Source organism: Clostridium sp. BL-8 (assembly GCF_002006495.1).
GTDB lineage: Bacteria > Bacillota > Clostridia > Clostridiales > Clostridiaceae > Clostridium.
Window position 1 is genome coordinate 1 of the sequence record NZ_LZZL01000048.1, and the last position, 13,868, is coordinate 13,868.

Genomic DNA, 13,868 nt, shown 5'->3' on the forward strand with positions numbered 1-13,868 from the left:
GAAAATAAATAACAAGTCCAAAGTTGCCATGGATATTTTTCATCAGGCAAGAAGATAAATAGCCCTCATAGCGGGCTATTAGGTTAATTTGTAGCCGTAGGATGATGGGAAATGAGCTGGCAAATGGACTTATTATTTATTTGATTGTGCCTTATTAAGTTAAATTGGATGATATTAAAATGATTCCAGTTTAACTTTTTTTATTAAATAATTAATTAAAGGGATAATTATGACTATAGGCCATAGAACTACTTCTTTAAGAATAAAAAAACAAAACAGACAGATAATATAATTAGTTATGAGTTAAATAATAATTGTGTGTAGATAATCTAAAAATTACAGGTAATAAATCAATACCTAGACCTATAAAACGAAAATACATACATATTTGCTAGATCTTAAGTTAACACATAAATCTGAGATTAAAGTTGTTTAGTTATAAGCACATAGAAAAGAGGGGATAAGATGTTTAAAGAATTTAAGGAATTTGCAATGAAAGGAAATATTATTGATTTGGCAGTAGGAGTTATTATTGGAGGCGCTTTCAGTAAGATAATTACATCATTGGTCAATGATATTATAATGCCCTTAGTAGGACTGCTAATTGGAAAAGTAGATTTTTCTAATTTATTTTTTACATTAGGAAAGGGAAATTTTAAAACTATTCAGGAAGCAAAAGCTGCTGGTGTTGCAACAGTAAACTATGGTTTATTCATAAATAATGTAATAGATTTTTTAATAGTGGCCTTTTCTATTTTTATTGCTGTTAGGCAAGTCAATAAATTGTTTAAGAAGAAGGAAGAAAATTCTGAGCACAATAAGAAACAATGTAAATATTGCTACAGTGAAATTGATATCAATGCGACAAGATGCCCGAATTGTACTTCTCAATTGCAATGAATTTACTATGATAGAAATTTGATAAATGCAGAAAAATGAAAGAAAAAAATTTAAAAATTTCATATTTGATGAAAAAAATGTATTGAGATCAGAGAAAAAATCATGTAAAAATTAATAGAAAATATAAATAATATGTGTTAAATAGGATTAAATATGATATAATCTATTATGTCGATTTTAGGCAAGTAAAATTTATATTATGGCAATTTATGAGTTGTGAAAATTGCATTTTTTGTATTCAAAATTATTCGCAATTGAAATGATTCATATGAAATATATAAAAATAAGCAATAAAGGAGTTGTATTTTAATTGGGGAAGAAATTTAAAAGAGTACTGGTTGCTAATAGAGGCGAAATAGCAATAAGAATTTTCAGAGCATGTCATGAGCTTGGCATAAGAACAGTGGCTATATACACTGAAGAGGATAAGTTTGCACTATTTAGAACTAAAGCTCACGAGGCATATCAAATAGGGAAAAATAAGGGGCCGGTTGAAGCATATTTAAATATTGATGAAATCATAAACCTTGCTCTTAAGAAACACGTGGATGCTATACATCCAGGGTATGGTTTCTTATCAGAAAATCCTGAATTCGCTAGAAGATGTGAAGAAGCTGGTATAGAATTCATAGGTCCAAAATCAGAAATGATGGAAAAATTGGGGGATAAAATTAAATCAAAAATAGTAGCTAAAGAAGTTGGCGTTCCAGTAATACCAGGGGTAGAAAAACCTATATCTTCTGAAGAAGAAGCAATTGAAATTGCTAAATTATGTGGCTATCCTGTAATGATAAAAGCGGCTGCCGGTGGTGGTGGTAGAGGAATGAGAATAGTAAGAAGCGAAAATGAGCTTCTACCTTCTTTTAGAAATGCTAAGAATGAAGCAAAAAAAGCTTTTGGTAATGATGATATGTTTATTGAAAAATACATAGAAGGACCAAAGCATATTGAAATACAAGTGCTTGGAGATAAATATGGCAACATAGTGCATCTTTATGAAAGAGACTGCTCTATTCAAAGAAGACATCAAAAGGTTATTGAAATTGCTCCAGCATTATCGCTTACACAAGAAAAGAGAGAAGAAATCTGCGTGGATGCGCTTAAAATAGCTAAATCTGTAGGTTATAGAAGTGCAGGAACTCTAGAGTTCTTAGTTGATATGCACGGAAATCATTACTTTATAGAAATGAATCCAAGAATTCAGGTTGAACATACAATTACTGAAATGGTCACTGGAATTGATATAGTTCAAAGCCAGATTTTAATAGCAGAAGGCTATGAGTTAGGCTCTGCAGAGGTAGGTGTACATTCTCAAGATGATATACAGCCAAGAGGATATGCAATCCAATGTAGAATAACTACAGAAGACCCTGCAAATAATTTCTCACCAGACACAGGTAAAATTGATGTTTACAGAACTGGATCAGGTTTTGGTATCAGACTTGATGGAGGAAATGGATATAGTGGTGCAGTAATAAGCCCATATTATGACAGTTTACTTGTAAAGAGTACTGCATATGCAAGAACTTTTGATGATGCTGTTAGAAAATCTATACGTGCAATCAAGGAGCTTACAATTTCAGGTGTTAAAACCAATGTAGACTTTTTAATTAATGTATTGAATAATGAAACCTTCAAAAAAGGTGAGTGCGACACTAACTTTATAGCAGACAATCCACAATTATTTGATATAAGACCTAGAAGTGATGAAGAATACAGAGTATTAAAGTTCATCGGTGAAAAGATCGTAAATGAAACTAAAGGTACTAAGAAAGAATATGATGTGCCAGATATTCCAACTATAACATCTGTAGAAGGCTTAAGTGGAACTAAGCAGATTTTAGATGCAGAAGGTCCAGAAGGCGTAGTTAAATGGATAAAAAATCAGAAGAAACTGCTTCTTACAGATACAACTATGAGAGATGCTCAGCAGTCATTAATGGCTACTCGAGTTAGAACTCAGGACATGAAGAATATTGCAAAGGCAACAGCAGTTTTTGGAAATGATTTATTCTCACTTGAAATGTGGGGGGGAGCTACTTTTGATACTGCTTATAGATTCTTAAAGGAATCTCCATGGAAGAGACTTGAATCGTTAAGAAAGAGAATTCCAAACGTAATGTTCCAAATGCTTGTTAGAGGAGCAAATGGTGTAGGTTATAAGAATTATCCTGATAATGTTATAAGGGAATTCATCAAGGAATCAGCTGACAGCGGAATAGATGTATTTAGAATTTTTGATTCTCTTAACTGGCTAAAAGGCATAGAGGTATCTTTAGAGGAAGTATTAAAATGCAATAAGGTAGCTGAAGTTGCATTATGCTATACTGGAGATATTTTAGATGAAAAAAGAGATAAATATAGCTTAGAGTACTATGTAAATAAAGCTAAGGAAATTGAAAAAATGGGAGCTCATATTCTTGCAATAAAGGATATGTCAGCACTACTTAAACCTTATGCAGCTAAGAAGCTTATAACTGCACTAAAGAATGAAGTTTCAATCCCTATTCATCTTCATACTCATGATACTACTGGTAATGGTGTTGCTACAGTATTAATGGCAGCAGATGCAGGAGTTGATATTGTTGATACAACGTTTAATGGTATGTCAGGACTTACAAGTCAGCCAGCTTTAAACTCAGTTGTTGCGGCTCTTCGTAATACAGACAGAGATACAGGTATTCACTTAAGCGGAATTCAAAAGATATCTGATTATTGGGATACAGTAAGACCAGTATACAGCCAGTTTGAATCAGACTTAAAATCAGGAAGTGCTGAAATTTACAAATTTGAAATTCCTGGTGGACAATATTCAAACTTAAAGCCACAAGTTGAAAGCTTTGGTCTTGGACATAGATTTAATGATGTAAAATACATGTATAAAGATGTAAATGATATGCTTGGAGACATAATCAAGGTTACTCCATCATCAAAAATGGTTGGAGACTTAGCTATTTTTATGGTTAAGAATGATTTAACTCCTGAAAGTATAGTTGAAAAGGCTAAGAATATGGCCTTCCCAGATTCTGTAGTTTCATATTTCAAAGGAATGATGGGTCAGCCAGAAGGCGGTTTCCCTAAGGATTTACAAGAAATTGTATTAAAAGGAGAAGAGGCTATAACTGTTAGACCAGGTGAATTATTACCACCAGAAGACTTTGGAAAGATTGAAACATACTTAAAAGAAAAGTATAAGTTCACACCATGCAAAAAAGACGTAATAAGTTATGCATTATATCCAGATGTATTTGAAGCATATATAAAATCTATATTAGAGTACGGTGATGTAAGCCGTATGGGTAGTGATGTATTCTTCCATGGACTTGCAGAGGGAGAAACCAGCGAAATTGAAATAGCAGAAGGAAAGACTATGATTGTCCAATTAGTTAAAATAGGAGATCTTGATGCTGAAGGAAATAGAACCTTAGATTTCGAAATCAATGGAAATAGAAGAGAAATAAAAATAAAAGATAAAACTGAAAGAATTATCAGTAATTCAGGTAAGGATGATTCATCTAAGATGGCTGACCCTGATAATAAGCTAGAAGTTGGAGCAAGTATCCCTGGAACCATAATCAAGGTACTTGCAAAAGAAGGGGACAGTGTAAAAGAAGGAGACAGCTTACTTGTAATAGAGGCAATGAAGATGGAAACAAATATTGTTGCATCTACCACAGGAACTGTTGAAACTGTACTGGTAAGTGAAGGACAGCAAGTTAAGACCGGTGAGTTATTGGTAAAAATAAAATAATATAGTTAAATAAAAGGCTGCTTCAAAAGTTAAGAAATTCAACTAAAAGTTTTGATTTTCATGATGCTTTTGGAGCAGCTTTTACCTATATATCTATAGGGTGTTTAAAGGTCTTTTATAATGGAAAATATAATAGATGTAAATATTTCAAATTTATTTACAGAGAAAAATAAAACTGTTAGTATAAAAGTAGGGAAATTTATAGAAAAATTTAAGATATTGTGTTGTTTATTTAAACTTAAATTACAAGATATGTAAGGAGTAATAATAATGCCAAATATGATGCAGATTCTAAAAAGTCAGACTTTCAAGCGAGTAATAACATTTTTGTTAATATTCATATTTTTATATTTAATGGAAAGTATGATTAGCCTTATGCTCTTAATTTTTGTATTCACGTATTTAATTGATAGTGTTTCAAAATTTTTAATACGTAAGTTGGAAGGGACAATAAGGATTAATTATAAAGTTACAATACTCACGGTGTCGTTATTAGTAACAGCAATGTTATTTGTAGTAGCAATAGATTTTCTACCATTAGTGATTCATGAATTTAGACTGGTTATTTGGCAGATAAATAAAATATATTCTACTCCTCAGGACAATGAAATTATTAATTTTGCAAAGGAAAAACTGGATCAAGTCTATGGAACAATTTTTTCAACAGAGGGTATAAACTATATTGTATCATCAGTATCTAATATAGGAAGAATAGGGTTTAATATTGTAATAGCTCTAATTTTAAGTATCTTCTTGCTTTTAGAAAAGCAAACAGTAATAAAGTTTTCTGGTAAGTTTAAACAAAGTAAAATAGGACCAATATTTAGTGAAATGGAATTCTTTGGAAGAAAGTTTGTATCATCTTTTGGGAAGGTTATTGAGGTACAAATAATCATAGCAACCGTTAATGGAATGCTTTCAGTTATAGGCTTATCTATAATAGGTTTTCCACATTTATTAGGTTTTGGTATGATGGTAATGTTACTTGGACTTATTCCTGTAGCTGGAGTGATTATATCATTGGTACCATTAAGTATAGTAGCATTTAATTATGGTGGGTTTATAGATGTGGTATATGTTCTTATTATGATTGCAATACTGCATGCTTTTGAAGCATACATATTAAATCCAAAGTTAATGTCATCTAAAACTAAGATGCCTATATTTTATACTTTAAGTATACTTATAGTGTCAGAGCATATTGGTGGAGTTTTAGGTCTGATTATTGGAATACCTATATTCATGTTTATTTTAGATATAATTGGAGTACCATTAACGGAAAAAAAGAGAGAGGATAAGCCTGAAAGTTAGATTTGAATAATTTAGAAAAAGTGAATTTTTATTATTAAAATACTAAATTTTGTTGAGCAATGTTGAATTTTAAAATATAATATTATTATAGGTTTATTCACAATTTAATGGAATTAGATATATAAAATAATTATCATATTCAGCTTATGTGAATCGACTATATCTTAGGATAAAGGGTAGGTGTAATTATGAAAAAAGTGAATATTGTAATAGTTGATGACTCACCTTTTCAAATTGCTTTATTGAGGGATTTGTTGACGGAAAATGGATTCAACGTTGTAGGAGAGGCAAGTTCTTTAGAAGAAACCATTGAAGTGGTAACTAGCACAAAGCCAGACTTAGTAACAATGGACATGACTATCCCAGGAACTGATGGGTTTGAATGCACAAAAGAAATACATAAAATTGACCCAAATATAAAGGTGATAATTGTTAGTTCTATGATGGATGATGAAATTGTAAAGAAAGCAAAAAAAATTCATGTGAGTGGATATGCTCAAAAACCAGTCGATGCAGAGGAGCTAACTTTATTAATTAATAGAGTAATGGCAGATGAAGAATTATTTGCAGAATTAGATGGAATGTATTCTTCAGTGTTTAAAGAAGCGATAAAAGATGTTTTGAATAGACTTACTAAGACTATTCCGGAAATTGTTAATGAAAATAACGATAATGAGGAAAAAGTCAGTCAAGGAATTTCAATTGTCATGGGTATCATAGGAAAATATTCAGGCAGAATTATTTTTGACATGCCATTTGAGACAGCAGAGAATTTAGCCAAAAAATTGTTAAAGAGAGAAATCAAAAATAATGAGGAAATGCTTAATGTTATGTCTGAAGTAGCTAATATGGCTGCAGGAAACGCATGTTCAATGTTAAATAAAAAGAACAAGGTATTTGGCTTAAGGGTTGCACCACCAACTACATTCCATGGAGAATCAATTAGTATTTCAAAGGGAGAATTGAAAATCACTTACGCTGCAAATGTTGAAACTCAATTTGGAGATTTATCAATAAGCATAGGTTTTGGAAGAGGTGAAGGGGAATGGATGTCAATTATATAAATCCTATATTAAATGCCTTTACAAATGTTATGCCGCAATTAGGACTGTCTAATGTGGAAAAGAAAGGTATGACTCTTAAAGGAAGATTTATTGAAAGTCCAGGAGTTGTTATTATTCTTGGTATTATTGGAGATATAAAAGGAAATATCATTTATGGACTAAGCATAGAGGATGCAAAAAAGATTGCATCAACAATGATGATGGGTATGCCAGTAAATGATTTTGATGAATTAGCACAAAGTGCAATTTCAGAATTAACTAATATGCTGACTGCAAATGTAGCAACTAATTTTTCACAAGATAATATTATGATAAATATTTCTACGCCAACTCTTGTACATGGAAAATTTACTGCAAATGCAAGCTCGGACAAGGTTATTTGTGTAACAATGGGAGTAGGAGATATGACCATTGAAGTTAACATATCTATGGAGAAAAATACAATTTAATATATTTTAATATACATATAAAACCATTTATAATTTATAATTATAAATGGTTTTATTTAAAGATTACAAGAAAGAGGTGAATTTATATTAATAATTTTAATTCAAACATATTAAAAAGAACATCGCAAATTTTAATTTGTATATTTTATGCTATATCTATTATTTCTATTGCTGTTTTAGTTGTTTTAAATATAACAGACATATATAAGTATGTTATATTTAAATATGATCTGATTCAATATACTGGATTATCAGCAGAAGTTTTGATGGATAATTATAAAAGAGCAGTTTATTATGTTCAAAATCCATTTATTAAAGAATTAAAGTTTAATACTATACCTATAAGTAATTTTGCACAGATTCATTTTTATGAGGTAAAACGGATATTTATAGCTCTATATATCTTTAGTATTGCTTTTATAATAGTAATGATTATTAAGGTATTATCAAAGAAAAATGATGAATTTGGGAAGAATATTATAAATAGTTTTAGTAAAAGTACAAATATCATAGCTTTAATATTCATATTTGTTTCTGTAAGCTCTGCAATAGATTTTGATAAGACTTTTTATTTTTTTCATAAAATATTCTTTAGAAATAACTATTGGATTTTTGATCCAGCCATTGATCCTATAATAAATGCCTTGCCAGAGGAACTTTTTGCTATAGAGCTTGGGTTAATAGTAGCGGTGCTTGTAATATTTACAATAATAATTAAAATATTAAGTAGAAAAATTAAAGCAGTTAGAGGTTAAGAGTTGAAGATGAAGATCATATAGAAAGTTTAAGAAAATCAAAACTGTAAACTGTTAATTGTTAACTGAGAGAGCAGGGGTGTTAATTTGCAAAAAATAATTTACGTAGGAATAGGGGGTTGCATAGGAGCAATACTCAGATATATAGTTACTATGCAGTCAGCGAAGATGATGAATTCAAGTTTACCAATTGGAACATTAATTGTAAATGTAGTTGGCGGTTTTTTAATAGGCATGATAGCAGAGCTTAGCATGTCAACAGATTTAATATCGCCTAATTTAAAACTTTTTTTAACTACAGGAATTATGGGAGGGCTTACAACCTTTTCTACCTTTAGCTTAGAAACAATAACTTTAATGAGCGATGGGAGATATATCCTTGGAATGATCAATGTCTGTTTAAACGTATTTTTAAGCTTAGGCGGAGTTGTTTTAGCAAGGTTACTATGCAGGGTAATTGTATAGAGTGAGAAAAATATAATATACATACCTTATAAAATCTAGAGGCGGTGAATTATTTGAAGTGCAAAATATGTGGTATGGACATAAATGAAAGGAACTATAATTATAATGAATCAGCGTTCCTTAATAAAAACTCAAAGGATAACATTATATATTGTCCATTTTGTGGAGTAGGGCATGAGTATTTAAGTGATGAAAACGAAATTATTAATTTAGAGAGTAGTGTGCTTGATGAAAAGACCTTAAAGATCTTAGACCATGCTGTTAAACTTGAACTTTTTAATGGTGATTTTTATAATACAGCAGCAAATATGGCTAAAGATGTTGAAGTAAAGAGGGTATTTGAAGCATTAGCCAAAATAGAAATATTTCATTCTAGAATACATCAGAGACTAGGGGGCTTTAAAGAAGCACCTAACTTAAGTAAGGTAAGTTATGATAAATATGACACAGATAGAGCTCTTTTAGAGTTAGCAAAGCTGAAAGAAGAACATGCGGTGAGTTACTACGAAAGATATAAGTATGAAGTAAATAATGAAAAGTTATTTGAAATTTTTGAAGCTTTAGCAGGTGTTGAAAAGGAGCATATTGTTCTAGTTAAAGAAGAATAAAAATATGATTTTTTTATTTTTCAAAAGGTTATACCAAGTATGGAATAAATTTAATTTAAAGACAGAGATAATATTCTTGAATTTAAGGAGTTTATGTGTTATTATTAACAAGTGTCAAAAAATGTGTAGGAAATATTCATTAATAAAAATATGATTTTTGAGAAGAATATTAATAATTAGTGGTTATAATAGATTACATTATTTTGATAGAAGGCAATGATAATATGGTTTGGCGTCCACTCTGGGGGCGGGGATTTTTTTATGAAAGAAATTTCTGAGGTTCAAACCCTCGACATTCCACCATTGCCATGCTAGATGGGGAGTTAGCGGTGCCCTGTAACCTGCAATCCGCTATAGCAGGATTGAATTCCTCGCTTAGGTATTAGCGATTTATAGTCCGACTCTTGTAAGTGGTGTTGATGACTGGGTCCCACGCAATGGAAGCCCATGAACCTCGTCAGATCCGGAAGGAAGCAGCGATAAGTGGTTTCTTTCATGTGCCGTGGATCAATCTGGTCTGAGCTAACTGCAGGAGTAACGTATAGAAAACTAATAACGAAGCGAGGTGCATGGTTTATTTAAATATTTATTTTCGTTAAGAATTAAATTAGGTTATTCTTCAATAGGATTAACATAGGACACAATAGGATAAGAAAGTGAGGGCATTTCAGCGATGAAATACCCTCATTTTCTTTTCATTTAGTATTTAAACTTAATTTATATATGTTTTGATAAGCTTGTTTGAGTAACTAAGTTTTGATTTTTACTCAATAGTATTTTTAAGGCAGCCTATGCCTTCAACTTCACATTCAACCACATCTCCAGGCTTTAAAAATTTTGGAGGAGTAAAGCCCATACCCACTCCAGCAGGTGTACCCATTGATATAATAGTTCCAGCCTTTAAGGTCATTCCTTGAGATAATTCATGAATTACTTCTTCAATAGAAGTTATCATAAGATCTGTCGTACTATTTTGTCTTAACTCACCATTAACTCTTGAACATATTTTTAGTACGGGTGGAGTGTCAAATTCATCCTTAGTGACAATTGAAGGCCCCATTGGTGTAAAACCGTCTAAGCTTTTACCAAAATACCATTGCTTATGTTTGGTTTGAACGTTTCTAGCACTTACATCATTTATTATTGTATATCCGAATACATAATTAAAAGCATCATTTTCAGATACATTTTTAGCATCCTTACTAATTATTACTGCAAGTTCAGCTTCATAATCTAAGCTGTCTACAAGTTCAGGATAGCTAGGTATGTAAGCTCCATCTCCAATTGCAGCGTTAACTCTTTTTGAAAAATATATAGCATCTTCTCTGTCTTTTTCAAAAGCTTCCTTCTTATATCTAGCTGATTCTTTTGCATGCTCTATATAATTTATACCTAAACAGATGATATCTTGCTTAGGAACAGGTATAGGAGCCATTTTTTCAATATTATTAACAGAAATTGCATATTTATTATTGTCCTTTTCTATCTCTGTTTTTAATACTGTCATCTCCTGATCTGTTATATTTTCAATCAAATCATTCATAGAGTTATAATTTATCCCAAGAACTTCAAGTGGATAGACTTGATCCTCATTTTTAGATAAAATACCTACTTGCTCTTTGCTATTGTACTTAAAAGTTATTAATTTCATATATAAAACCCCCTTTTAATTAGTTTACAGTTAATAATTTACAGTTTCGAATTTGATTTATTCATTGAATTCACCATTCTCGTTTGAAATCATAACTTGAGTTGTTTAGGTAATTTAAAGATTAAAGTTTTTTAAAATCTATAAATTTATAATGAAGACCATTTTTTTCGTCTACAAACTGTTCTGACTCATATTCCATTTTGAATTCATCAAAATTAATTTCAGGGAAATGAGTATCACCTTCAAAAGTTTCTTCTATTTTAGTAAGATATAATTTCTCAGCATAAGGAAGAAACTGTTTGTAGATTTCTGCACCACCAATAACAAAGACTTCTTCATCAGAACTTGAATATTCCTTGATAAGAGAATTTAAGTCATAAACTATCTTAACCATATCAGAATCGACCTTGAAATTTTTATCTCTAGTTAAAATTATGTGCTCTCTGTTTGGCAAGACGCCAGGTAATGATTCGAAGGTTTTTCTTCCCATAATCATTTTTTTCCCAGTAGTAATTTTTTTGAATCTTTTTAAATCTTCTGAGATGTGCCACAATAATTTATTGTCTTTTCCGATTACATTATTTTTAGCTATGGCAACACTTATTGATATCATTTATTATTCCTCCTCTTAGAAAAACATGCAGTAAATTTTTGATTGTGCCTTACTATACTGAAACATCCATCTTTATTGTTTCGTGGTGTTTATAATTTATAAGTTTTATATCGTCAGGTGTAAAGTCATAGAAATCTTTAATTTCTGGATTAATCCAAAGCTCAGGAGCTTCGTATTCATGACCTTTTCTTGTTAATTGAAGCTTTATTCCTTCGACTTGATTTTCGTACACATGAGCATTATTTATTACATGAGTGAATAATCCGGGCTTAAGACCTGTAACTTGAGCTACTAAGTGAACTAAAACAGCATATTGTGACGTATTAAATGGAACGCCAAGTCCCCAGTCTCCACTTCTTTGTACAAGCATACAGTTAAGCTTACCATCTGTAACATCCCACATTGTAAGGAAACAGCAAGGATATAAAGCACCCCCATCTAGATAAGGTATCTGCCATAAATTAATCATCATTCTTCTATCCTGCGGATTATTTTTTAAAGCATCAATAAGCTTATCCATTTGATTGAATTTTTTAACTACCCAGCCGTAAGAAGTTCCAATTGTTCCGTCTTCCATCATCCATTCATCCCAAATCTTTACGTTTTGAGCCTGAAGGGCTTTCACATCGTTTGATTGGTCTTTAAAAATCCATAAAAGTTCTTTGACAGCAGTTTTGAAAGCTACAAATTTTGTTGTTAATATAGGAAATTCTTTTTCTAAATTAAACTGCATGATCTGATGTGGCAATTTATAGGTTTTAACGCCTGTTCTATTAGTGTCAAAATAGCCATTTTCTAATATATCATTGGCAATAGATAAGTATTTATCATCATATGAACTCATTCTATGTATTCCTCCTTATTATCCTGCGTGAAATTTAAAATTTTCGAAAACAAATCCATTCATTATACATTTTAACCTAATGTGTTTAACAAGTCATCCTATATATTCTACATTGAGTAACCTGGCCTTTGAGTATTACAGCTTACCATCATTAATTTGCAGCTTAGCTAAAGTCTGTTGAATGCAGTAAATTGCTAATATATACTATAAATATAAAGGAAAGGGAGTGGTTATAATGAAAATTACCATTGAGAATATCCCTGTTGGAAGTGAACCAGAAATAATAATAAAATGTAATGAGCCCGACGAATCATTACTGCAGCTTATTTATTCAATTAAGTCGACGCCTAAAAAGCTAATTGGCTTCACAGATTTAAAGATGCATATTGTTAATCCTAAGGATGTATTTTATTTTGAGTCAGTAGATAATAAGGTGTTTATTTATTGTAAAGAGAAAGTTTTTGAATCTAAACTAAAGCTCTATGAAATTGAAGCACAATATGAGAACTTAGGTTTTTTTAGGGCATCAAAATCAACTATTCTTAATATTGGGAAAATAGAATCTGTGAGTCCAGTGTTTTATGGAAAGTTAGAGGCCTTACTGCAAAATGGAGAAAAGGTATTCATTTCAAGACAATATGTATCTGTATTTAAGAAGAAATTAGGATTGTAAGGAGGATATTATTATGAAAATTAATGAGTATTTAGGAGATTTCTTTAAAGAGTTCTTGGAAGCTTGTGGATTTTTGACAATCGTGAGTGCAGTTTTCTTTGAGGCTAGTTCAAAGGATGCAATTATAACTTCAATGTTTTGGCAGATAATAATAGGTGCTTCAGTATATAGTTTTTTCAAGTTTGCTTTTACTAATAAATATAATTTTCAAAAAAAGCTTCAACTTATGAATTTTACTATTTTCTCTGCTCTCGCAGATATAATGATTATATTATGGCTATGTTTATTTAGTACGAATAGATTTGTTAATAGAAGTCTCATTGCTATCTATATAATTGCAATTTTAGGGGCAAAAACATTTGTATATGTGATGATGTATATTAATGATAAGACACAAGCAAAACAGATAAATGAAAAACTTAAAGATTATAAGAACAACAATGAATAAATTAAAAATAATTCTGTAATATTTTACGGCATAAATAAAAAGTCAGAAAACATGTAAAATATATTTATGAAAAGAGTGAGGCCTAAGAATTATCTAAACAGGTAGGATTTAGGCCTCTTATTTAGTGTTCTTAATTTGCTTTAGCATATTATACAGGAATACAATTGTGTAAGAAATAGTTGCTATTTTTAAACAAAGATGGCATCTCTAGGCAGATAGGAAAATCAGTTAAATATTAAGAATTAGGAGTTAAGATAAAAAAAGCCCTTAGGCTTTTCTTGAAATATATTTTTGGAAATAATAATGGAGAGTTTAACAATAATTCATAACTCTTAA

The 13,868-nt window shown here is 30.7% G+C and carries 13 protein-coding genes and 1 other RNA gene; 11 read left to right on the forward strand and 3 right to left on the reverse strand.

Annotated elements, in window-relative coordinates; translation table 11 throughout:
• Window positions 1-465 precede the first annotated feature (465 nt).
• The 9 genes from mscL to ffs all read left to right on the forward strand — a co-directional run bounded on the left by mscL (window position 466) and on the right by ffs (window position 9,876).
• Window positions 466-900, forward strand: coding sequence for a large conductance mechanosensitive channel protein MscL (gene mscL, locus CLOBL_RS16265; protein ID WP_077860001.1), 435 nt, complete (start codon window positions 466-468; stop codon window positions 898-900).
• A gap of 310 nt (window positions 901-1,210) precedes the next feature.
• On the forward strand, window positions 1,211-4,651 hold the full coding sequence (locus CLOBL_RS16270) for a pyruvate carboxylase (RefSeq protein WP_077860002.1): 3,441 nt from the start codon (window positions 1,211-1,213) through the stop codon (window positions 4,649-4,651).
• A gap of 270 nt (window positions 4,652-4,921) precedes the next feature.
• Entirely contained in the window at window positions 4,922-5,962 is a 1,041-nt protein-coding gene (locus CLOBL_RS16275; RefSeq protein WP_077860003.1) for an AI-2E family transporter, read from the forward strand.
• A gap of 188 nt (window positions 5,963-6,150) precedes the next feature.
• Window positions 6,151-7,026 (forward strand): response regulator, encoded by an 876-nt coding sequence (locus CLOBL_RS16280; protein WP_077860004.1) that lies wholly within the window; start codon window positions 6,151-6,153, stop codon window positions 7,024-7,026.
• The gene (locus tag CLOBL_RS16285) at window positions 7,008-7,475 is read left to right on the forward strand and encodes a chemotaxis protein CheX (RefSeq protein ID WP_077860005.1); all 468 of its coding nucleotides are present in this window, start codon (window positions 7,008-7,010) and stop codon (window positions 7,473-7,475) included. Before CLOBL_RS16280 ends, CLOBL_RS16285 begins: the two co-directional genes overlap by 19 nt.
• Before the next feature lie 128 nt (window positions 7,476-7,603).
• Window positions 7,604-8,230, forward strand: a complete 627-nt coding sequence (locus tag CLOBL_RS16290) for a TIGR01906 family membrane protein (protein ID WP_077860006.1) — start codon at window positions 7,604-7,606, stop codon at window positions 8,228-8,230.
• Window positions 8,231-8,317: 87 nt separating this feature from the next.
• A complete protein-coding gene (gene crcB, locus CLOBL_RS16295; protein WP_077860007.1) occupies window positions 8,318-8,695 on the forward strand; it encodes a fluoride efflux transporter CrcB in 378 nt (125 codons plus the stop codon).
• Between the two features lie 53 nt (window positions 8,696-8,748).
• On the forward strand, window positions 8,749-9,303 hold the full coding sequence (locus CLOBL_RS16300) for a ferritin-like domain-containing protein (RefSeq protein ID WP_077860008.1): 555 nt from the start codon (window positions 8,749-8,751) through the stop codon (window positions 9,301-9,303).
• Between the two features lie 306 nt (window positions 9,304-9,609).
• Window positions 9,610-9,876: signal recognition particle sRNA large type (gene ffs, locus CLOBL_RS16305), an RNA gene on the forward strand.
• 190 nt (window positions 9,877-10,066) lie between these two features.
• On the opposite strand, the gene CLOBL_RS16310 is transcribed toward ffs, so the two are convergent.
• From CLOBL_RS16310 to CLOBL_RS16320, 3 genes are all read right to left on the reverse strand, one after another.
• The gene (locus CLOBL_RS16310; protein ID WP_077860009.1) at window positions 10,067-10,954 is read right to left on the reverse strand and encodes a fumarylacetoacetate hydrolase family protein; all 888 of its coding nucleotides are present in this window, start codon (window positions 10,952-10,954) and stop codon (window positions 10,067-10,069) included.
• A 121-nt stretch (window positions 10,955-11,075) separates the two neighbouring features.
• Window positions 11,076-11,567, reverse strand: a complete 492-nt coding sequence (locus tag CLOBL_RS16315) for a dihydrofolate reductase (RefSeq protein ID WP_077860010.1) — start codon at window positions 11,565-11,567, stop codon at window positions 11,076-11,078.
• Window positions 11,568-11,619: 52 nt separating this feature from the next.
• Window positions 11,620-12,411 (reverse strand): thymidylate synthase, encoded by a 792-nt coding sequence (locus CLOBL_RS16320; protein ID WP_009173049.1) that lies wholly within the window; start codon window positions 12,409-12,411, stop codon window positions 11,620-11,622.
• A gap of 235 nt (window positions 12,412-12,646) precedes the next feature.
• Between CLOBL_RS16320 and CLOBL_RS16325 the strand changes: the two genes are divergently transcribed.
• Together CLOBL_RS16325 and CLOBL_RS16330 are read left to right on the forward strand one after the other, a co-directional pair.
• Window positions 12,647-13,084: a LytTR family DNA-binding domain-containing protein gene (locus CLOBL_RS16325; RefSeq protein ID WP_009173048.1), complete on the forward strand. Its 438-nt coding sequence runs from the start codon at window positions 12,647-12,649 to the stop codon at window positions 13,082-13,084.
• A gap of 13 nt (window positions 13,085-13,097) precedes the next feature.
• Window positions 13,098-13,532 (forward strand): hypothetical protein, encoded by a 435-nt coding sequence (locus tag CLOBL_RS16330; protein WP_077860011.1) that lies wholly within the window; start codon window positions 13,098-13,100, stop codon window positions 13,530-13,532.
• Window positions 13,533-13,868: the final 336 nt, after the last annotated feature.